The organism is Aneurinibacillus migulanus, from assembly GCF_001274715.1.
Taxonomy (GTDB): domain Bacteria; phylum Bacillota; class Bacilli; order Aneurinibacillales; family Aneurinibacillaceae; genus Aneurinibacillus; species Aneurinibacillus migulanus.
The window spans coordinates 33,926-53,574 of sequence record NZ_LGUG01000002.1; the positions used below are offsets into that span (position 1 = coordinate 33,926).

Below are 19,649 nucleotides of genomic sequence, written 5' to 3' on the forward strand. Positions count from 1 at the left end.
CGTTTCATCTTTCTTCTTATAACTTTACCCCATTTATCCAACGGGTATAAAGCAAATTTTTCTCAACTGCATAATCAGGTGTTTTTCTGATGTTTTTCTCGCTTTCGCGTTTGAATTATGGTACTTTTCAGATATAAAGTGAAACTTCACGCAGTGGGAGTTTTCTTCACCTTCCACTGCATGTTAGTTGAACATATTGAACCTTTAGGGGCAGTTTATCGCCCACCTATACTTCCTCGATTTCTCCAGATTTTTAGATGGAAGATTACTGCCCGTTAAGGCGGGATAAACAGAGCAAAGGGGGATGTATCATGACATTTAACTGGCATGCCGCATGTGAAATGCACTGGAACAAGATGTCAGCCCACTGGCAGGCCAACAGTGAGGAAATGTGGGAGACGGGCAGCCGCAAAATGATTCTACCTGTATTGTCCCAATATATTCGCCCAGAGTTCGGCCCGATACTCGACGCTGGATGCGGTGACGGATATGGCAGTGCAAAGCTGGCGGAACAGGGCTTTAAAGTGATAGGGCTTGATATCTCTGAAGAAATGATAAACAAAGCAAAAGCACGAAAAAAACCAGAGCTTGCACTTTCATTCGTAAAAGCAGACCTGCGCGAACTGCCGTTTGAGAAACACTTCTTCCAGGCAATTCTGGCGATAAATGTCGTGGAATGGACCGATGATCCACGTGAAACATTACTTACCCTGCGGCGGCATTTGCATCCCAGAGGCATGCTCGCGCTTGGTATTCTCGGCCCGACCGCTGCACCTCGTGAACACGGATACCGACGCTTGTATGGAGAAGATGTCATACTTCATACTATTATGCCCTGGGAATGCGGACGGCTGCTTCAAGAAAACGGCTACGAAATCATTCATCAGGAAGGCGTTTATAAACGTGGCGTCACGCCGGAAATGACAAAGGTGCTGTCAACTGAATTGTGTCAGGCACTCAGCTTTCTATGGATGTTTTATGCCCGTCCGCTTGAAACATAGCAGGTGTATACAGACTTTTGGAAGAATTTCTTTTGCATGTGAGCAACTTAACGTCTTACTAACCGTCTAACCTGATAACAATATGCGAAATCCACGTTAAGAAAGGAACATGCACACAATGAGGTGGCAACGTATCGGGGCTTCCCTCTTCATCGTGGGAAGCTTACTAGCAGCGGGGACAGGCTGTTCATCCATAGACACGAACGCTTCGTCCGCACAAACCGTCGAAGCAAAGAACTGGGTCAAACAACAAATGAAAACTAAACAAACCTCGATTAGCGAATGGGAGAAAGCGGCCGCACACGCTAAATCTGCTCCGGCTGACCAAGCCATTGCACAACTCGCCGTTAATATTCTCTCGAAAAATGTCGCCTCTCTTATCGAAGAGAACGGCAACAACAAGCCGGCGCTTCTCGCAAGCGTAATGAAGAAGGAAAATCAAACTAAATCGACGAACTTGCCGTCTCTTGCATCGCTTGCACTAAAAGAAAAAAGCCAGTTGGATAGTGGAAAAACAATGTACCGTCTGGAGGGCCGCGTCTTTACTTCTGTTCCTGACAAGCTCTACCCCGTCACCATTATCGTACGAGTGGACAAACAAGGCGAAATTGAATACTTTGAAATTGAAAAATAGCAAAGAAGGCGCAAAAATAAGTCTGTTCTTTTCCTCAAACAATTGCGTAACAAGGAAAAGAAAGGACGTTATTTTGCGCCTTCTTTGTTTTAATGGCGTTTTACTGATTGCATCCTTTCCAGTGTTGCAATCCGCTCGCAAACCGTTTCCGCCAACGTATTGTCTTTACTCGACCTGTCTCCTTTTGCTTCTGAGCGGCAATTCTTCGGATCGCGCCTGGACCGGACTGTAATTCGGATGCTCCTCGATAATGCGGCGCATATTATCCAGCCAAGCACTGATGCCTGCGATTTTATCCAAATCCTTATTGGTGAAAATCGTGCGCTGGAAGTACGGCTGCAGCTCATACATCCGCTCCTCTAGATTCCGATCGAAGTTGTTCCAGATCATCATCTGCCGTACTTCCTCATTATTCTTCATCACATCACGAATCCAATAGTATTGCGACTGACTATCACGGATTATCTCGTATGCCTTACGCTGATCGCTCGCATACCGTTCTTCCATTACCCATTGCCTCTCCCGTTTACTGTGCGCGAAATACGCGAGAAAATGGATAACGGTCGCAATAAATAACGCCAGCGTAAACACGAAGCCCGTATAATACATCCAATCCGGGAGATACATTGAACTTAAAAGCCCTATGCTTAAATGATAGCATAGCGAAATAACCCAGAAGGCGATAATAATAGGATTCGGACGCGTCATGCGCGCTTCGACTTTCTGAACGGGCCGGACGGAAATGGTAGTGAACGCTTGTAGATATGCATCAAGAAAAATGACGCTTAAGAAAAACAGCCCCGCTTCCAGGCCGATTCGCTTCGTATAATCGACTGGAACTTTAACGAAATAAAGAAGAATGTAAATGATAACTATGTACAAAAACGCAAACGCCGCCCACACCAGGGAGCGTCCGCCTTTTCGTTTCTCTTTGCGTTGACGGTATTTATCCACGCGTGAAAGGGGCTCCAAGCTGTATCACCATCTTTCTCTATCTTTCTTACGATTTGGCGGTCTCTTCTTACATAATACAATTAATGACTACATGTAAAGGTCGGAAAGTACGATTTTTCAAACCTTTATACAAACAGAAGGAAAGCCTCTACATTACGCAGAGGCCGTCGTTGTCGATTGTCTGTCTTTTTTTATTTTACCACTAATCAGAACGCCTGCAACTATCACTGCAATAACAATCCACTTCACAACCGGGTTTTCGTTAAAGAATGGAAGGATGAAACCTTCCGAGAGTATCATCTTTGCAGACGTATAAGCAAGTACGCCTGCTCCGATATAAATAAGGGAAGGAAAGCGATCCATTAGCTTGATAATAACCTGACTTCCCCAGACTACAAGCGGAATGCTAATGAGTAGTCCGAGCACCACCATACCGGTATGTCCCTGTGCAGCACCGGCTACCGCCAGTACGTTATCAAGGCCCATCATGACATCCGCAATGACAATGGTGCGGATCGCGCCGAACAATGAAGAGCTGCTCTTTATGTTTTCCTCTCCTTCTTCACCGATGAGCAGCTTATACGCAATCCAGACGAGAATGATGCCACCGATAAGATGAAGACCAGGGATTTTCAGCAGCCAGACAACAAAGATTGTAGCTACTGCACGAATCGCAATCGCGCCTACCGTCCCCCAGATAATCGCTTTCTTCTGCTGTTCCTTCGGCAGATTGCGAGACGCGAGTCCGATAACAATCGCATTGTCGCCAGCAAGTACCAGATCAATAATAATAATGGAAAAAAGCATCGAGAAAAATTCCGTAGACAAAAACTCCATTGACCATTCCTCCTCTTTAAATTCAAATCGTGCAAAGACAATGAAAAAAGGAAAAAAATACCTATTAAAAACACAAAAAAGACCCGGCCGAAAAAACGGCACAGGTCTTGCTTACAACATCATATGCTGCCGATAGAGCCGGGGTCCCCGCCAAGGTTCCCGTAATGACGACACTATCGTTCTCAAAGCTACTCCCCTATGGGCTATTCTGTTATTTATAAAATACACCCATCAAACCCATGTGTCAATCCATAAAGTCAAACTTCCATCAGCTTAGAATTCTTCATCCCCCGTTGATGGTTCCGTTGGACCAGGATAAATTGTTCCTTGTAGTAGACGGTCCCGAAAATGATTGAATAGACATTTTTTTTATCATACCATTATAAGGAGATTACCATTCCACGAAAGAGAGGGTTCGATTATGCCATCCGTCGATTCATTCCTCAACCCACGTCTCAAGCAAGTGGAAAGCCTTTACAAAGCGTCCTCGGAAGCTTACTGGCAGGCCACAACCACAGGAGAAGAGAAATATGAACAACAATATATTGGATACCGGCAGGACCTGATTCGTCTATTCTCTAATAAGGAAGACTATGCAATATTGAAAGAATGGCTGGCTAATGAAACATTACAGAAGGATTTGCTGTTATACCGGCAACTTGTTTTACTTGAACACGAATATATCCCTAATCAACCGGATGCAGACCTGCTTTCTGATATCGTACAGAAAGAAAGCGAAATTGAGGGCGAATTCACCCGTTTCAGAGTCTCCCTCGACGGGCAAACCGTATCAGACAATGAGATTCAGGATATCCTCCAGAATGAAACCGATTCGACGATCCGACGCAAGGCATGGGAAGCCAGCAAACAGATTGGTTGCCAGGTAGCGGAGCGCGTTATTGAACTCGTTAAACTTCGTAATCGTGCTGCCCAAGAAGCCGGATTTAAGAATTATTATGCAATGTCTCTCCATCTTCAGGAATTGGACGGAAGGGATTTGTTCTCGATTCTTGCTAAGCTGGAAAAAGAAACAACCGAACCATTCCGTCGGGCAAAGCGGAAGCTGGATGGGCAGTTGGCCCGCACATTCAAAATCTCTACAAACGAAGTCATGCCTTGGCATTATGCGGACCCCTTCTTCCAGGAAGCGCCACCACCGGAAAACGTACAGCTTGACCCGTATTTCAAAGAAAAAAATATCATCGAGATTACGAAACACTTCTTCGCTGATATCGGGCTGGACGTCGAGGATATCCTGCAACGTAGCGATCTCTTCGAGCGTCCAAACAAAAATCAACATGCCTACTGTATCGATATCGATCACAGCGGAGACGTCCGGGTACTGGCTAATATCCGTGATAATGAGTGGTGGATGAGCACGATGCTGCATGAGTTTGGGCATGGGGTTTATGACAAATACATCGACCGGACATTGCCGTATCTACTGCGCACCCCCGCCCATACGCTTACAACAGAAGCTATCGCAATGTTCATGGGACGCCTGACTAAAAACCCTGAATGGCTTACACTGTATGCGGACGTTCCAAAACAGGAAGCCGAAAGACTAGGGAAGGAACTGGAAGAATACTTAAGCTTAAGCATGCTCATCTTCGTACGCTGGGGGCTTGTCATGGTGCACTTCGAACACGAAATGTACCATGATCCAGATCAAGATTTGAATGCATTATGGTGGTCGCTTGTCGAACGTTTCCAATTGATTAGAAAGCCAGATCGACGGAACGAACCGGACTGGGCCGCCAAAATCCATATCGGTACCGCACCCGTATATTATCAGAATTATATTCTGGGTGAGCTAATGGCTTCTCAGTTGCATTTTATGATAGTAGACGAGTTGCGAAACGATTCCTATCTAAAGAAGAAGAGCACAGGTGCCTATCTTATCCGTCGCATTTTCCACCCAGGCGCTCAGATACCCTGGTATGAATTGCTAAAGAATGCCAATGGTGAAGGACTAAATCCGGATTATTTCATCAAACAATTCATACGATAACATAACAGCATAAACAAAGGCACTATCGTCAGATGACGGCAGTGCCTTTGTTAGGTGAGCCAGCTATTTCTCCACGACATATCTTGCTAATAGAAGTGTTTCATACTTTCCTTTTAATGACCGTTAACTTGATCTACATGTGCAATGTGTTTCCGTCCAAAAGCAACGACCAGCATAGCCAAAAATACAAATATAGCACCAGTTACGAAAGGAACATGCGAAGTATACGCTTCAGCCAGCTTATTTGCCAGCCAAGGACCGATTGCCCCGCCAATGAAACGAACGAAACTGTATGCTGCCGAGGCCGTAGCGCGTTCTACTGGTGCAACCTGCATAACGGCTGTAGTGATTAATGTATTATTGGTTCCCAGAAATAAGCCTGCAATAATAACAGAAACAATAATAACTGTTCTTGAATCTGTCCAAATTCCCATTGCCAAAAGAGTTAATGCAAACAAAATTAACATCGCACACATTGATTTAATCGTTCCAAATCTAGCTTGCAGCTTTGGAGCAACAAAGACAGATGTAATGGCGAGGCAAAGCCCCCATCCAAGAAACACATATCCCAGCCCATGCTCGTCCAATCTCATTACGAATGGGGCGTATGCCATTAATGTGAAAAATCCAATATTATAAAGGAATGCTGTAAGTCCAAGCCTGAATAATCCATGAAATTTTAATGCTTTGATTGGATCAAGGATAGAACTTTTCACTTTCGGTTTTGCAACCTGAGGCATTTTCAATAAAAGAGCAAAAAAAGCTATAATCATTAGCACGCTTACCCCATAGAACGGACCGCGCCAGGAAATGGACCCTAACTCTCCACCAAGCAACGGGCCTACGGAAATACCAAGTCCGATAGCTGCTTCATATAAAATGATTGCTTTAGTAGTTCCACCTACAGATAAACCTACTATCGCAGACAACGCTGTAGCAATAAATAATGAGTTACCAAGTCCCCATCCGCCACGGAAGCCGACAATTTGCCATATTCCGTTTGAAGAACCCGCCAGTGCTGAAAACACTATTATAAATATAATACCGGTTAATAAAGTCCATTTAATGCCAACCCTGCTGGAGACAACACCAGTGATCAACATTGCAATCCCAGTAATTAAGTTATAGCTTGAAAATAATAAGGAAACTTGGCTTGGAGTGGCATGAAGTTTCTCTGCAATCGCAGGCAAAATAGGATCAACAAGTCCCAATCCCATAAAGGAAATGATTGTGGCGAAAAAAATAACCCAAATAACAAGCGGCTGTTTGGCCGACTGGTTATGGGCACCAAGTGATTGTGCTGAACCAGCATTCATTCATTAATACCTCCTTTTTGTTTGACAATCGAGGGGAGAAACGGGTCTACGACCCCAATCCCCTCGATTACCAAAAAGGTAGCGAACACCTTGATGCCTCTCTTACTTTTTGTTAATTCCACTGTCTCTCACTCCTCCATGCAATTCTTTGATGCAAATCTGTATCCCTTCTCTTATTCCTTATTTGTATACTGATAGCTCCTAGTTAACGGCAACGTATTGTTGACGTCTTTCGAAAAGAGAATCTGGTGAATGTTCAGGCCGCCGATGCGGAAAAAAGCCGCAGCTGATCGTAAGTACAACCGCCACATCCGGACAAACCGTTCCCCATACATCTCCCGGATTTTATCTTCATTCCGGTCAAATCCTTCTGCCCACCGATCCAGTGTCATCGCATAATGCAGGCGGAGGCTTTCTACATCAAGCGTATGGAAATTGTATTCAGGCAACAGATGAATAATCTCGCGTAATGAAGGAATATAACCACCTGGGAAAATATATTTTGAGATCCATGGATCGCCAGGCTCTTCCTTCATGTGCGTAATCGTGTGCAATAGCATAAGTCCTCCGTCTTTCAAAAGAGTTTGTACGGTTTTCATGAATTCGGAGTAATGATCACGACCGACATGCTCAAACATTCCTACGCTTGCGATTTTATCGAAGGTACGGTTTGTTTTTGGAAGGTCATGGTAATCCATTAGTTCTACCTCCACTTGTCCGATCAGATCTAATTCAGCAATACGCTCCCTCGTCTTCCTGAATTGTTCCTCACTTAGCGTAACGCCAAGAGCCTTGACTCCATACTGCTGAGCAGCTCGGATAATCAGCCAGCCCCATCCGCTTCCGATATCAAGTAGCGTTTCTCCTTCCTTCAGTTGTAGCTTTTTCAGGATGTGATCAATCTTCTGCAATTGTGCTTCTTCTAGCGTGTCCTCAGGCGTTTTAAAATACGCGCACGAATAACTCATCGTCTTATCGAGCCATAGCGAATAGAAATCATTGCCCACATCGTAATGATGCTGCACATTCTCTTTCTGTTTACGCATACTAAGCTTGGGAAGCCGGGCAAGCGTCTCTGTCCATATCACGCTATGGTTAGAAGTAGCTGCGCGTATCAACTCTTCGATCTCGCCTTCTAGCTCGATCGCTTGATCCATGTACGCCTCACCAAAAGCTAGGGACGGCTGCTTCACAAATGAGGTAAATGGGATTTGTTCATTGAACGTGAGCGTAAAACGTGGAGTACCTTCCCCATACAGTTCTTCGTTTCCATCCCAAAAAACCACCCGAAATGGAACTGATGTAATCTTGCCAAAAAATTGTTGGAATAAATATTTTTGCATTTTTCATCGCTCCTCTTCCATAAAATGAAACTTCACTCAGTGAGGGGTTTCGCACGTCCCCCCGCTGAGTGTTAGTTAAGCTTATCGAACCTTTAAGAGCAGTTTATCTCCACTTAAACTTCCTTAGTTTTTTCATGTCTTGATGCGGGAATATTACTGCCCGTTAAGGCGGGATAAATTTGGTTATATATCAGTATAGAAAGATAAAAACAAAAACAGACCTTTTTAGCATTAATATAGTTTCCTTAACTAATTATATATGTAACTTTTTATATATAGAAGGATGTTTTTTAGTATACTGCCACACACTTGAATATGTCAATATTTATATATATAATTTTATACATATCAACTACTATGATTTGGAGGATGAACATGAATGCTTTAGGCTATGCCTTACTTGGCATGCTGATGCGCAAGCCCTGTTCGGGCTATGAATTAACACAACTGTTGGAAGTATTCTGGCAGGCAAAGCACAGTCAGGTATACCCGTTACTCACAAAATTGGAACAGGATGGACTTGTAACATTCGTACATGTAGAGCAAACCGGGAAGCCGGATAAGAAAATATATTCCATTACAGACGAAGGTCAGACATTGCTTACGCAATGGGTGACTAAGCCATCTGCTCCACCAGTTATCCGCGATGAATTTCTTGCCAAGGTGTATGCTATCGGATTAACAGATACGAATACAGCAAAGCGTTTATTTCGTGAGCGTATCTTTTCTTTTGAAGAGAAAGTTGCGTTTCGTAAAGAGGAGATTTCACAGATGCAAGAAGAATATGGAAGCGAACTTGAACAAATCACATGCAGGCATTTCGGACGCTATCTACTGTTTCAACGAAAGCTCAAGCTAGAAGAGGAAGAAATCGCCTGGTGTCATTGGGTACTCGGCCTGTTAGATAATACCAAAATAAATGCAACCGCAAAAAAATAACGACACCGGGAAGCGGGCGACTCCCTCTCTGCATACAAAAACCGGGAGAACGGTTTTAGATGCCGTCTCCCGGTTTTATATCGCTACTTTTTCTTTCGCTTTTTGTATATATCTTGCAGCGCTTTGCGACGTTCCTTGCGTTGCTGCTTTTCCTTTTCCCATTTTATTTTCTTCTTATAGCCCGGTTTAACCTTTGCTGGCTTCGCTTTTGCGCGACCACCCGCCTTTTTAGGTGCCGGTTTTTTCGGTGCAGTGGAGTCCTTATTCTCTTCTTCTTGAATAGTCATTTCTGATTCTACAGCCTTTCTACGCAGCTTGCGCTCCTCACGCTGCTTCCCGCCGAGAAACTTCTGCTCGGCTCCGCCACTGATGGCACGGGAGAAGCGATCGAACCATTGTTTCTGGCGAGGAGAGATAAGCGAAATAGCTTCCCCCTCCTGTCCAGCACGGCCTGTCCGGCCTACACGGTGAATATAGCTTTCCAAGTCGGAGGGCATGTCATAATTGAATACATGTGTAATTCCTTCTACATCCAGCCCACGTGCGGCAATATCGGTTGCTACAAGATATTGGAACTTCGCTTCCCGAAAGCGTTCCATAATCTGTTCGCGTTTTTTCTGAGTCAAATCACCATGTAATGCTTCCGCCTCGACGCCATTCTCCTGCAGGCGACGTACCAGCTCATTAACCCGCTGTTTCGTGTTGGCGAAAATAACCGCTAAATACGGACGTGCCTCCCCAACAAGTTCGAGCAGTACATCGGTTTTATCGCTCTGATTCACCACATAATACGATTCTTTCGTATTTTCTGCTGTCATCTGCCGTTTTTCAACGCGTACGATTTGCGGTTGGTCCATGAAACGATGAGCCAGCTTGCGTACGCCGTCCGGAATAGTTGCGGAGAACAGAAGCACCTGCTTTTGCTGCGCTGTCTGAATGAAAATTTCTTCGACTTCTTCTACGAAACCCATTTCTAACATTTTATCCGCTTCATCGAGGACAAGCATTTTGATTCGTCCAAAATGAAGGGTCTCCCGGCGTAAATGGTCCAGTATCCTTCCCGGCGTACCTACTACGATATGAACCTGTCCCGTAAGCTTGCTAATCTGGCGCGTAATATCCTGTCCGCCATGCAAAGATAGAACGTTCACGCCCAGGTGTTTGCCCAGTTCGGCGATATCCTCTGCAATCTGCACCGCTAGCTCACGTGTCGGTGTCATGACAAGAGCTTGTACGTCCTTTCTATCCATCTCCAACATCTGAAGCATGGGGAGGACGAACGCAGCCGTTTTTCCTGTTCCAGTCTGCGCTTGGCCGATAACGTCTTTTCCTTCAAGCGCTAGTGGGATTGCTTGCGCTTGAATCGGAGTTGGCTCTTTATAATATAAATCTGCAATTCCTTGCAGAATCTCCGGTTTCAGCTGAAAATCCGTGAATGAATTCATGTTTTCCTTCCTTTCTCTGCAAAACAAACTATTTCTTATTCTACCCGAAGTTTCTTCATAATTGCTAGCAAAAAAGGAAAACAGGCGCAGATAGCCTCACACCACTCTGCGCCTCTTCCTTATATGAATTTACTCATAAACACTTCATCCACATGCTGATTATTCAGCACAAATTGCTCTTTGCGCCGGCCTTCCACTACGAAACCGTATTTCTTGTACATATCAATCGCCCGCTCATTATCGGCAAATACATCAAGACAGACTTTCTTAAGGCCGTGATGCCTAGCCCATTGCAATGCATAATCCATCAGCTTGGAACCGATGCCGTAGCCCTGAAATTCCGGCCCAAGCCAAATACGAAATGTTCCGGTATGACGATTCATTTCCATCTGTCCTCGCTTAATCTGTGCTACACCAGCAATTGAATCGCCAATTTCAGCAACTGTGTACATACTGCCTTCCTCGCTCATCTGACGAATGAGCATCGCTTCTTCTTCAGTGCTATTCACTGTCTCTTTTTCTTCTTCCAGATAAACACCTTCATCAAGCACACGATGCAAGCGTTGAATGATTTGGGGCGCATCCTCTTCCAACGCCTGACGCAATACGAGCACTTTCCGGTCTTTTAAGCGGTACAGCCAGATTTTACGGAATGTATCATGTTTCAATTTTTTGATTTTCACCGCGTATCCCCCGCTTCAGGTAGTAAAATCACCTTAATACTATCTCTTCATGTCAGATATATAGTACCTCAAACAGGAGAAAGTTATTACATAGAGGGAGGCTCTTTACCTAATAAGCGCAACGTCATGTTTACTTGTGCCAGATGGTAAACCTCATGGTCAAATATCCGACTAAATAACCAGGAAAATGTCGGGTTTTCGACCGCGTCACCGCGAAATCCCTCCGGCATGGTGAATTGATTCGCAAGCTCTGTCGCCTCCATCTTACAAAGAGTAGCCAGCGTGCGCTCACGTGTTTGTTCCAGATAAGCAAGAATAGAGTCAATGTCCGGAAGCTCTGTCTTTCTCTTTGGTGCAACTTCTTGTCCAAGAACAATCCCCTGTACAAACCAGTCTTCCGCCTGTGCGATATGGCGCAGATGAAACCCGATTGCATTGGGTATTCCTTCCGGTTTTTGTGCAAGAAGCTCTGGGGTTAATTCCTTATAGGACGAAAAAAAACGATTCCGCAAATCATTAACATGGGGAAACAATTCTACGGCTTTCAACTCATCCACCCTTTCCTTTATTACTTACAAATAAATTATATAATAATTCTAATTTTTCTACCTATTCATAAGTTTTTTTTACAAAACTTCTTTTCCTCCTCAACAAAATTTGTTATACTAAAGAAAATTTTCATAGGAAGTACTACTAGGGGATCCCGATGAGCCGGGCTGAGAATGAAACGCGATGAAGTTTCTAAACTCTTGGGACCTGATCTGGTTCGTACCAGCGTAGGAAAGTAGTCGGCATGTAAGTCGCTTCGTTCGATCATCGAAGACAGGCCGGGTCCCATATAGGGTCCTGGCCTTTTTTGGTTGCACGCAGGACAAACAATCGGAGGGGAAGGCATATGCGACACGCTCTTCATATCATCAGCAGTGGTAAACAGCCTCTTGCCACTGTACGTGATATTACAGCGCAGATTCATCCATACATCGATATGTTCCATATCAGAGAGAAGCAGCGTTCTGCGCGTGAGCTATGGGAATGGGCTCAAGGTATAACGGTTGCCGGGCTCCCGAAGACCAAGCTAGCGGTAAATGATAGAGTCGATGTAGCGCTTGCCTGTCACGCCGCAGCTATTCAAGTCGCCTACCATAGCCTCCCTCCCGATGTCATTCGTCGACTGGTACCGAACAAACGAATTGGGGTATCTGTTCATAATGTGGCAGAAGCAGAAGCGGCGGAAGCGGCTGGTGCCGACTACGTACTATATGGTCATGTCTTCGCCTCCGCCTCCAAGCCAGGACTTGCAGGACGTGGACTTGCAGCACTGCAAGAAACAGTAGAAAGCGTCAGCGTGCCTGTTATTGCGCTTGGCGGTATTACACCGGATAATGCAGCGGAAGTGCTTGCGACAGGCTGTGCAGGAATTGCAGTGCTGTCAGCCGTTATGCACGCTACTAACCCCGTACTTTCTGTACAGAGATTCCAGCAAGCGATGCGGGACGTTCACGTATCACCCAGATGCGCTTGGCCTGTAGCAAAAAGGGAGAGGATTCAATGAACAAGAAAGATGTTGTCATCATCGGCGGTGGCATTATTGGTGTCGCCATCGCATATCAGCTTGCCAAACGCGGAAAATCGGTTACCGTACTTGAGAAAGATACGGTAGGAGCCCATTCATCAGGTGCAGCGGGCGGTATGCTCGGTGCTCAGGTAGAGTTTAGCGAGCCTGGTCCACTGGTAGACTTATCCCTGCGAAGCCGTGCCATGTTCACAGAGCTCGCAAAAGAACTATGTGAAGCTTCAGGCATTGATATTGGCCTTAATAAAGCAGGAATGCTGCGTGTTGCTTGGACGGAAGAAGAAGCTGAGGCACTTCAGAAGCGCGGAGCATGGCAACAGGCGATGGGACTTAACGCAGAATGGCTGGACAGGGTAGAAGTCAAGCGCATAGAACCAATGGTTAGCGATGAAATCGCCGGTGCCCTCTATCTACAGGATGACGCTCAGATCTCAGCGCCGGACACAACAAGGGCATTTGCCGTAGCCGCCGCCCGGCATGGTGCAGCGATTCGGGAACGCTGCGAAGCATTGGAGATCGAACGGACGGACAACCGAATTACAAGCGTCCTAACGACACAGGGACGGCTTACAGCAGATTACTATGTGCTCGCCGCTGGTGCCTGGAGCGGACGGCTGGCGCGTATGCTCAACCTTCCGCTAGACGTCTTTCCAATTAAGGGTGAAGCGTTTTCCGTCTTCTCAACACTTCAGCCGATACAAAAAACGCTCTACTCGCACGGCTGCTATATTGTGCCCAAAGACGGAAATCGGTTGCTGGTCGGAGCTTCTTCCGCTGATTGCGGATTCGACAACCGGATTACCATCGACGGACTGCAGCAGCTTATGGCAAAAGCTTTACGGCTCCTGCCTGCATTAAAGAGCTGTCCGCTCGAAAGAACATGGGCCAGTCTGCGACCACAAACAAAGGACGGTCTCCCGTATTTTGGACCGGTCGCTTCCTTTGATAACCTGCTTGCTGCGACCGGCCATTATCGTAACGGCATTCTACTCAGTCCGCTGACTGGGGAGATTATCGCCCGTATGATAACCGGAGAGGACATAGACGTCTCGCTGGCGCCGTTTACTGACAAGCGTCATGCGCAGCCAGTTTTTTAGATAAAGGAGAGTGTACATTCGTGACTGTAATGATTAATGGCGAAAAGCAAATCGTGCCCGACACAGTCGGAAACATCCAGCAATTGCTGGAGTACTTGCAGCTGGCCGACCGCATCGTCGTCGTGGAAATTAACCGCGATATTCTACAAAAAGACCGTCACGCCGTCACGGAACTAAAAGACGGTGATACGATTGAGCTCGTACATTTTGTTGGTGGAGGTTGATAAATCATGCTTCGAATCGGACCTTATGAATTCTCATCCCGCCTGTTGCTCGGCACAGGTAAATTTCCGGACTTTGATGTCCAGCGTCGGGCGGTAGAAGTCTCAGAAACGGAAATTCTGACATTCGCCGTCCGCCGGATGAATATCTACGATCCAGCACAACCGAATTTTCTCGAACAGCTTGACTTGCAGAAGTACAAGCTTCTGCCCAATACGGCAGGCGCAAGCACGGCGGAAGAGGCAGTGCGCATCGCCCGTCTCGCCCGCGCATCCGGTCTGTGCGATATGATTAAAGTAGAAGTAATCGCGGATATGAAGACACTTTTGCCAGATCCCATTGCAACACTGGAAGCCACAAAAATTCTAGTTGAAGACGGATTTACCGTACTTCCGTATACGAATGACGATCCGGTACTGGCCCGTCATCTGCAAGAAGCTGGAGCACACGCCGTCATGCCAGGCGCCTCACCAATTGGCAGCGGGCAGGGGATTCTCAATCCGCTCAATCTTAGCATTATTATTGAAGAAGCTACCGTTCCTATCATTATCGATGCCGGTATCGGAACACCTTCCGATGCGGTGATTGCGATGGAATTAGGTGCTGATGGCGTACTTCTGAACACGGCTGTATCCGGAGCCAAGGACCCCATCAAAATGGCGGAAGCGATGATGCTCGGTATCAAAGCGGGCCGCCTTGGGTATGAAGCGGGCCGAATTCCTAAGAAACGGTATGCCCAGGCCAGCAGTCCCTTGGAAGGGATGAGCAAGTAATGAGATTGCCGGATTTTGTTTACGAACACCTGAAGGAGCACGACATAGTAGCAGAGCATTCCATTAGCGGAGGCGATATATGCGAAGCAATGACCGTGCTGGTAGACGGTGAACGCTGCTTTCTTAAATGGCGCGCCGACGCTCCTCCCCGCTTCTTCACCTGGGAAAGCGAGGGGCTTATAACCTTAAAGAATGCGCACAACACAAAACAAACCGGCATCCACGTTCCAGAAGTAAAGCAAGTGGGAGAAAAATTCCTGCTGCTAGAGTGGATGGAACCCGGCAGTAAAACGGCAACTACAGCAGAGGTCCTAGGGCAAGGACTTGCTCTACAACACCAATGCGTAGCATCGGTTTTCGGACAGAAAGACGACGGCTTCATCGGCCGCCTGACGCAGCCGAAAGGACAGGATGAGGATTGGGCCAGCCTATACGCTACGAAGCGGCTGGCCCCGTTTCTCTCATTCGGTGATAGCCTTTGGCCGTGCCAACGCCTTCAACGCCTGGAAACGCTCTGTGTTCGGATAAACGACCTGCTTGATCACAAGCCTTTGCCATCCCTGCTGCACGGCGATTTGTGGAGTGGCAATTGGATGGTAGTGCAGACGGCTAACGGTATCGTGCCTGCACTCATCGATCCTGCCGTTTCCTATGGTGATCGCGAACAGGATTTGGCAATGACGGAGCTATTCGGCGGCTTTCCATCCTCTTTTTACAATGCATACAACGAAGTGTATCCGATAGATCATGCCGGTTATGAAGAACGCCGTCCACTGTATCAATTATATTATCTGCTCGTTCATCTTGCGTTGTTCGGTGAATCGTACGGCACATCTGTCGATCAGATTTTGAAACATTACGTAGAATAGCGTATATATGTATAATGACAAGCAAGCCCGAAGAAGAGAGCATACATATTCTTTTTCTTTTCGGGCCTTATTCTTTTCTTGAGGATGCAAGAAAGTATGCTATTATACCGAGTGATAAATACCGTTTTTCTTCAGGAAGATCCGGATAAAAAGAGACGAGCGGACTTTCTGACTCTTTGAACTTCTCTCCCATCGCCAGCGGCATCCACCCTTTACGAAAACGAAACCACCGGCACCCTTCCGTGTCAGTTATGTGATAATCATAGAGCGAACCCGGCACATCTATTGATGCGAGCCTGTTTCCTTCTCCATCCGTTACGTCCCCTTTTATGCGCAACAGTCCGCTCCACAGCCGAGCACGAAATTCTCCAATGGCTCTCTCACTGGCATCATAGGCCACAAATGGCGGGTTCAATCCAAGACGCTGTCGATATTTTGCTAGCATCCTCCCCTGTGCATCATATAGCGCCCACTCTTTTGGCAACACATTTATAATCGCTCCCGGTAGCACCCAGGGCAGGAACGTACGATGCCTGCTTTTTATCTCGCCTGCCAGCACTCCAGATTCATCAAAGCAGAGCAAATGAAGCATAGGTGCTGGCAATTGCAGAAGCACGACCGTACCAACTTCAGAAACGCTTGCTTCCCCTTTTCGTTCTACAGGATGTATGTCTCTGAAGCGACGACGGTTTATAAAGGAAGAAATAAGCAAAAATACGCCACAAAAAAAGAATGGAAATCCCACCATCCACGGGTTATCCATATAAAGTCCTTTATAGCCTGCTCCTACAGCAGCGACTCCGAGCACAAACAGCACAGCCCCTCCTGCCAATTGCCAGCGGAATTGCTTGCGGTAATATTCTTGAATATCCAACTGCCTCACCTTTTTCGCTATATGTATATGTGTTTTTACGCAAGAGAAAGAAAAAGGATACAAAAAAACGGAGGTTTCCCTCCGTTTTTTCATCGTACAGTGATTCAATGGTTTAGAATGCCCTGACGCTCCGTTTCTTCAGGCTGAAGGTCCTCCACCTCGTCACGGCGGCCCAGCAGCGCATAACGCATACTGTCGAGTAGCGCCTCCCAGCTTGCTTCGATAACATTCGCCGACACGCCCACCGTACTCCAACTGTCATGGCCGTCGCGCGTCGATTCCACCAGCACCCGTACTTTTGATGCCGTTGCGTCCTGTTCACTTAATACGCGTACTTTATAATCTGTCAGATACATTTCTTTAATATTAGGGAAGAATGCTTCTATCGCTTTACGAAGCGCGTTGTCAAGCGCGTTGACCGGACCGTTCCCTTCCGCTACTGTATGGACAATCTGCCCATTCACATTTATTTTAACCGTAGCTTCCGTCATAACCTCCTGTTCGCCGGCTTTCTCCATCAATACTTTGAATGATTCGACGGTAAATACTTCTTCATAGTCACCAAGACCTTTGCGTACAAGAAGTTCAAATGAAGCTTCCGCACCCTCATACTGGTAGCCCTGATGCTCTAACTCTTTTACTTGCTGGATAATCGCACGGCCTTCCGGCTTGTTTTTATCCAGATCAAGGTTGAGCTCCTGGGCTTTAAACAGCAGATTGCTCTGCCCAGACAACTCTGAGACAAGCACACGCCGTGTATTTCCGACTGCTTCAGGCTTAATATGCTCGTACGTATCCGCTGATTTCAAAATTGCGCTTACGTGCATGCCACCCTTATGTGCAAACGCGCTCTGTCCGACGAATGCCTGAACGTTAGGTGGCGAAATATTGGCGATTTCATAAACGTAACGGGACGTATTGGTCAATTGCTTGAGCTGCTCATCCGGCACACAGGCGTATCCCATCTTCAGCTGCAAGTTCGGAATGACCGAGATGAGGTTGGCGTTGCCACAACGTTCGCCAAATCCGTTCATCGTTCCTTGCACCTGCGTCGCGCCCGCCATCACCGCGGCCAGTGAATTAGCTACGGCCAGCTCGCTGTCATTATGACAATGAATACCGATCGGTGTAGGTACCGCTTCACGCACACGTGTCACAATCTCGCTGATCTCGTATGGCAACGAACCTCCATTCGTATCGCACAGCGCAAGCCAGTCCGCACCAGCCTCCGAAGCACGACGGACGGTCTCTAACGCATATTCCGGGTTGTGCTTATAACCGTCAAAAAAGTGCTCTGCATCATAAATTACTTCAAGCCCCTTTTCCTTTAGAAAACGGACTGATTCATAAATCATATTCAAATTCTCTTCCAGTGTAGTGCCGAGAGCTTCCGTTACGTGAAAGTCCCAACTTTTGCCGAATATTGCGACAGCTTCAACTCCACTTTCGATAATCATATTCAGATTCGCGTCTGCCTCTGCCGTTACACCAAAGCGACGGGTGCTGCCAAACGCGGTAATTTTCGCATGCTTTAAATTAAGCTCCTTGGCCCGCAGAAAAAATTCCATGTCTTTCGGATTACTGCCGGGCCAGCCTCCTTCAATATAATGGACACCAAGCTGATCAAGCTTTTTGGCGATTTTAAGCTTGTCATCCACCGAGAGGCTGACACCTTCCCCCTGCGTTCCATCCCGCAAAGTTGTGTCATAAATGAAGACCTGTGCTTTCAATGTTTCATCATCCTCCCCATCTTTCAATCTCTCCTTGTATTTCCTGCTCCATTTTCTGAATTCATTATTTTTTTCTGTAAAGTATATCATATCACACACAGAGTAGCTACACATTACTTTTTTCGCTATCATAGAGAAAGATTACTAAACGGAAAGCAGGTAACGATATGCGCAGCCGCTATTACGGAACGCCAGAGTCATTAGAATTCAACGAGGCGCTCGCCGTGTACGAATACGTAGTCCCCCGTCTCGATAAGACCATCATCCGCCACGGAAAGTACCTGATTGATACCGAGGCGTTATGTGCGTCTGTCAATCTCGATTGCTTTAACTGTCATCTACTTCACGGCCATAACTGCTGTGAGCAAGGTCAGCCATATTCCATGCACGGCGATAATCTGACCGCGTTCGAAGAACACGCCTTTGCCATTTTGTATGCGTATACACATGATGAAAGGGCAGCAGAAACAGAGAAAAAGGGGCTGTTTGAACAAACATCCAACACAAACTATTACCCGTCCATCCGTAAATACAAGGGCAATTGCCTGTACTTAGTTGAAGACAACGGCCAGCGTATATGTGCCATCCATCGTTATGCGCTTGATAAAGGAATACATCCGGCCAAACTTAAACCATTCAGTTGCTCCCTGTTTCCTCTTGAGATCATCGAATCCGATCTCGGGATACTGATTACAGCAGTTACTCCACTCACAGAAGGTTTCAGCCGATGGGGAGATTACTATCGAAAACATTATTCATGTGTTAATCCAAAGCGACGACCGAACAACGCACCGAATGAATACTTTGCGGCAGATGGCTATGTTCCGGCCTGGACATGGGCTAGAGATTTGCTCGCCTTCTATTGGAGCGAGGACGTAATACAAGAAATTGAATCCTTTCTTACTCTGTCAGACACTCCCAACAAGCAACCGGACACAAATGGTTTTTCCTTCTAATTCTCTCCTATGAAAGGTATAATAATAGAAGTTACGTACATATAAAGAAAGGGATGTTTAAACGAAATGAAATGGCAAGATGATTCAAATCAGCTTCTTGACGAACTTATGAAACCATTGCCGGTATTCGTTCGCCCAATGGCGAAGAAATCCATTAAAAATAAAGTAGAGCAGGTCGCTCAAGAAGCCGGCGCTGAAGAAGTAAACACCGAACACGTTGTACGTGGATACATCATAGCAGCTCCTGATAAAGAACGGGCAGTTACTGCGCTGGAGGCAAATCGGATTGATCTTGCCCCCTATGCTGATTTACTAAAATAAAAATGAAGATGAAAAAAGAGCGGGTAAAGGAACTCAATGTTCCACCCGCTCTTTTTATTCCGGTCTAACGG

The 19,649-nt window shown here is 46.3% G+C and carries 21 protein-coding genes and 1 riboswitch; of the genes, 11 read left to right on the forward strand and 10 right to left on the reverse strand.

All coding sequences use genetic code 11. The features are described from left to right. Window positions 1–311 precede the first annotated feature (311 nt). Both AF333_RS00175 and AF333_RS00180 read left to right on the forward strand, forming a co-directional pair. Window positions 312–1,001, forward strand: coding sequence for a class I SAM-dependent methyltransferase (locus AF333_RS00175; RefSeq protein WP_043063920.1), 690 nt, complete (start codon window positions 312–314; stop codon window positions 999–1,001). A 118-nt stretch (window positions 1,002–1,119) separates the two neighbouring features. Next, entirely contained in the window at window positions 1,120–1,635 is a 516-nt protein-coding gene (locus AF333_RS00180; protein ID WP_043063919.1) for a hypothetical protein, read from the forward strand. A 165-nt stretch (window positions 1,636–1,800) separates the two neighbouring features. On the opposite strand, the gene AF333_RS00185 is transcribed toward AF333_RS00180, so the two are convergent. Together AF333_RS00185 and AF333_RS00190 are read right to left on the reverse strand one after the other, a co-directional pair. Continuing rightward, window positions 1,801–2,589 (reverse strand): hypothetical protein, encoded by a 789-nt coding sequence (locus AF333_RS00185; RefSeq protein ID WP_043063918.1) that lies wholly within the window; start codon window positions 2,587–2,589, stop codon window positions 1,801–1,803. A gap of 153 nt (window positions 2,590–2,742) precedes the next feature. Next, window positions 2,743–3,426, reverse strand: a complete 684-nt coding sequence (locus AF333_RS00190) for a TerC family protein (protein ID WP_043063917.1) — start codon at window positions 3,424–3,426, stop codon at window positions 2,743–2,745. Window positions 3,427–3,847: 421 nt separating this feature from the next. Between AF333_RS00190 and AF333_RS00195 the strand changes: the two genes are divergently transcribed. Continuing rightward, window positions 3,848–5,437: a M2 family metallopeptidase gene (locus AF333_RS00195; RefSeq protein WP_043063916.1), complete on the forward strand. Its 1,590-nt coding sequence runs from the start codon at window positions 3,848–3,850 to the stop codon at window positions 5,435–5,437. A 113-nt stretch (window positions 5,438–5,550) separates the two neighbouring features. On the opposite strand, the gene AF333_RS00200 is transcribed toward AF333_RS00195, so the two are convergent. Genes AF333_RS00200 through AF333_RS00205 form a run of 3 tightly spaced genes read right to left on the reverse strand, consistent with a single transcriptional unit; the run spans window position 5,551 to window position 8,096 of the window. Next, window positions 5,551–6,753: an MFS transporter gene (locus AF333_RS00200; RefSeq protein ID WP_043063915.1), complete on the reverse strand. Its 1,203-nt coding sequence runs from the start codon at window positions 6,751–6,753 to the stop codon at window positions 5,551–5,553. Further along, complete coding sequence (locus tag AF333_RS36610) at window positions 6,750–6,875, reverse strand: hypothetical protein (protein WP_255322231.1); 126 nt, start codon at window positions 6,873–6,875, stop codon at window positions 6,750–6,752. The genes AF333_RS00200 and AF333_RS36610 overlap by 4 nt, the downstream gene beginning before the upstream one ends. Before the next feature lie 51 nt (window positions 6,876–6,926). Further along, a complete protein-coding gene (locus tag AF333_RS00205) occupies window positions 6,927–8,096 on the reverse strand; it encodes an SAM-dependent methyltransferase (protein WP_043063914.1) in 1,170 nt (389 codons plus the stop codon). Between the two features lie 375 nt (window positions 8,097–8,471). Between AF333_RS00205 and AF333_RS00210 the strand changes: the two genes are divergently transcribed. Then, a complete protein-coding gene (locus AF333_RS00210) occupies window positions 8,472–9,035 on the forward strand; it encodes a PadR family transcriptional regulator (RefSeq protein WP_043063913.1) in 564 nt (187 codons plus the stop codon). An 83-nt stretch (window positions 9,036–9,118) separates the two neighbouring features. Here the strand turns inward: AF333_RS00210 and AF333_RS00215 are convergent, their stop codons facing one another. The 3 genes from AF333_RS00215 to AF333_RS00225 form a co-directional block, all read right to left on the reverse strand. Next, window positions 9,119–10,480: a DEAD/DEAH box helicase gene (locus tag AF333_RS00215; RefSeq protein WP_043063912.1), complete on the reverse strand. Its 1,362-nt coding sequence runs from the start codon at window positions 10,478–10,480 to the stop codon at window positions 9,119–9,121. A gap of 119 nt (window positions 10,481–10,599) precedes the next feature. Next, window positions 10,600–11,163, reverse strand: a complete 564-nt coding sequence (locus AF333_RS00220) for a GNAT family N-acetyltransferase (protein WP_052811705.1) — start codon at window positions 11,161–11,163, stop codon at window positions 10,600–10,602. Window positions 11,164–11,249: 86 nt separating this feature from the next. Next, window positions 11,250–11,720 (reverse strand): DinB family protein, encoded by a 471-nt coding sequence (locus tag AF333_RS00225; RefSeq protein WP_235495868.1) that lies wholly within the window; start codon window positions 11,718–11,720, stop codon window positions 11,250–11,252. 128 nt (window positions 11,721–11,848) lie between these two features. Further along, window positions 11,849–11,963, forward strand: a riboswitch (TPP riboswitch). A gap of 95 nt (window positions 11,964–12,058) precedes the next feature. On the opposite strand from AF333_RS00225, the gene AF333_RS00230 reads away from it, so the two are divergent. From AF333_RS00230 to AF333_RS00250, 5 genes are read left to right on the forward strand one after another with little or no spacing between them, the layout of a single operon-like run. After that, window positions 12,059–12,715, forward strand: a complete 657-nt coding sequence (locus tag AF333_RS00230) for a thiamine phosphate synthase (protein ID WP_043063910.1) — start codon at window positions 12,059–12,061, stop codon at window positions 12,713–12,715. Then, window positions 12,712–13,833, forward strand: coding sequence for a glycine oxidase ThiO (gene thiO, locus AF333_RS00235; RefSeq protein ID WP_043063909.1), 1,122 nt, complete (start codon window positions 12,712–12,714; stop codon window positions 13,831–13,833). The genes AF333_RS00230 and thiO overlap by 4 nt, the downstream gene beginning before the upstream one ends. Window positions 13,834–13,862: 29 nt before the next feature. Beyond that, window positions 13,863–14,057 (forward strand): sulfur carrier protein ThiS, encoded by a 195-nt coding sequence (thiS, locus tag AF333_RS00240; protein ID WP_264760782.1) that lies wholly within the window; start codon window positions 13,863–13,865, stop codon window positions 14,055–14,057. Between the two features lie 6 nt (window positions 14,058–14,063). Further along, on the forward strand, window positions 14,064–14,828 hold the full coding sequence (locus AF333_RS00245) for a thiazole synthase (RefSeq protein ID WP_043063907.1): 765 nt from the start codon (window positions 14,064–14,066) through the stop codon (window positions 14,826–14,828). Continuing rightward, the gene (locus tag AF333_RS00250; RefSeq protein WP_052811704.1) at window positions 14,828–15,697 is read left to right on the forward strand and encodes a fructosamine kinase family protein; all 870 of its coding nucleotides are present in this window, start codon (window positions 14,828–14,830) and stop codon (window positions 15,695–15,697) included. The genes AF333_RS00245 and AF333_RS00250 overlap by 1 nt, the downstream gene beginning before the upstream one ends. 67 nt (window positions 15,698–15,764) lie before the next feature. Here the strand turns inward: AF333_RS00250 and AF333_RS00255 are convergent, their stop codons facing one another. Next, window positions 15,765–16,580, reverse strand: a complete 816-nt coding sequence (locus AF333_RS00255) for a hypothetical protein (RefSeq protein WP_235495877.1) — start codon at window positions 16,578–16,580, stop codon at window positions 15,765–15,767. A gap of 95 nt (window positions 16,581–16,675) precedes the next feature. Further along, window positions 16,676–18,301, reverse strand: a complete 1,626-nt coding sequence (gene cimA, locus AF333_RS00260; protein WP_043063958.1) for a citramalate synthase — start codon at window positions 18,299–18,301, stop codon at window positions 16,676–16,678. A gap of 167 nt (window positions 18,302–18,468) precedes the next feature. Between cimA and AF333_RS00265 the strand changes: the two genes are divergently transcribed. Both AF333_RS00265 and AF333_RS00270 read left to right on the forward strand, forming a co-directional pair. After that, window positions 18,469–19,257: a DUF3109 family protein gene (locus AF333_RS00265; RefSeq protein WP_043063905.1), complete on the forward strand. Its 789-nt coding sequence runs from the start codon at window positions 18,469–18,471 to the stop codon at window positions 19,255–19,257. Between the two features lie 66 nt (window positions 19,258–19,323). Beyond that, window positions 19,324–19,578 (forward strand): DUF2621 family protein, encoded by a 255-nt coding sequence (locus tag AF333_RS00270; RefSeq protein ID WP_052520784.1) that lies wholly within the window; start codon window positions 19,324–19,326, stop codon window positions 19,576–19,578. Window positions 19,579–19,649 lie beyond the last annotated feature (71 nt).

What these genes read in the sequence shown, in the direction of transcription:
- AF333_RS00175 (WP_043063920.1), top strand. Translation starts at nt 312, where the DNA reads ATGACATTTAACTGGCATGCCGCATGTGAAATGCACTGGAACAAGATG.
- AF333_RS00180 (WP_043063919.1), top strand. Translation starts at nt 1,120, where the DNA reads ATGAGGTGGCAACGTATCGGGGCTTCCCTCTTCATCGTGGGAAGCTTA.
- AF333_RS00190 (WP_043063917.1), bottom strand. Translation starts at nt 3,426, where the DNA reads ATGGAGTTTTTGTCTACGGAATTTTTCTCGATGCTTTTTTCCATTATT.
- AF333_RS00195 (WP_043063916.1), top strand. Translation starts at nt 3,848, where the DNA reads ATGCCATCCGTCGATTCATTCCTCAACCCACGTCTCAAGCAAGTGGAA.
- AF333_RS00200 (WP_043063915.1), bottom strand. Translation starts at nt 6,753, where the DNA reads ATGAATGCTGGTTCAGCACAATCACTTGGTGCCCATAACCAGTCGGCC.
- AF333_RS00205 (WP_043063914.1), bottom strand. Translation starts at nt 8,096, where the DNA reads ATGCAAAAATATTTATTCCAACAATTTTTTGGCAAGATTACATCAGTT.
- AF333_RS00210 (WP_043063913.1), top strand. Translation starts at nt 8,472, where the DNA reads ATGAATGCTTTAGGCTATGCCTTACTTGGCATGCTGATGCGCAAGCCC.
- AF333_RS00215 (WP_043063912.1), bottom strand. Translation starts at nt 10,480, where the DNA reads ATGAATTCATTCACGGATTTTCAGCTGAAACCGGAGATTCTGCAAGGA.
- AF333_RS00230 (WP_043063910.1), top strand. Translation starts at nt 12,059, where the DNA reads ATGCGACACGCTCTTCATATCATCAGCAGTGGTAAACAGCCTCTTGCC.
- thiO (WP_043063909.1), top strand. Translation starts at nt 12,712, where the DNA reads ATGAACAAGAAAGATGTTGTCATCATCGGCGGTGGCATTATTGGTGTC.
- thiS (WP_264760782.1), top strand. Translation starts at nt 13,863, where the DNA reads ATGATTAATGGCGAAAAGCAAATCGTGCCCGACACAGTCGGAAACATC.
- AF333_RS00245 (WP_043063907.1), top strand. Translation starts at nt 14,064, where the DNA reads ATGCTTCGAATCGGACCTTATGAATTCTCATCCCGCCTGTTGCTCGGC.
- AF333_RS00250 (WP_052811704.1), top strand. Translation starts at nt 14,828, where the DNA reads ATGAGATTGCCGGATTTTGTTTACGAACACCTGAAGGAGCACGACATA.
- AF333_RS00265 (WP_043063905.1), top strand. Translation starts at nt 18,469, where the DNA reads ATGCGCAGCCGCTATTACGGAACGCCAGAGTCATTAGAATTCAACGAG.
- AF333_RS00270 (WP_052520784.1), top strand. Translation starts at nt 19,324, where the DNA reads ATGAAATGGCAAGATGATTCAAATCAGCTTCTTGACGAACTTATGAAA.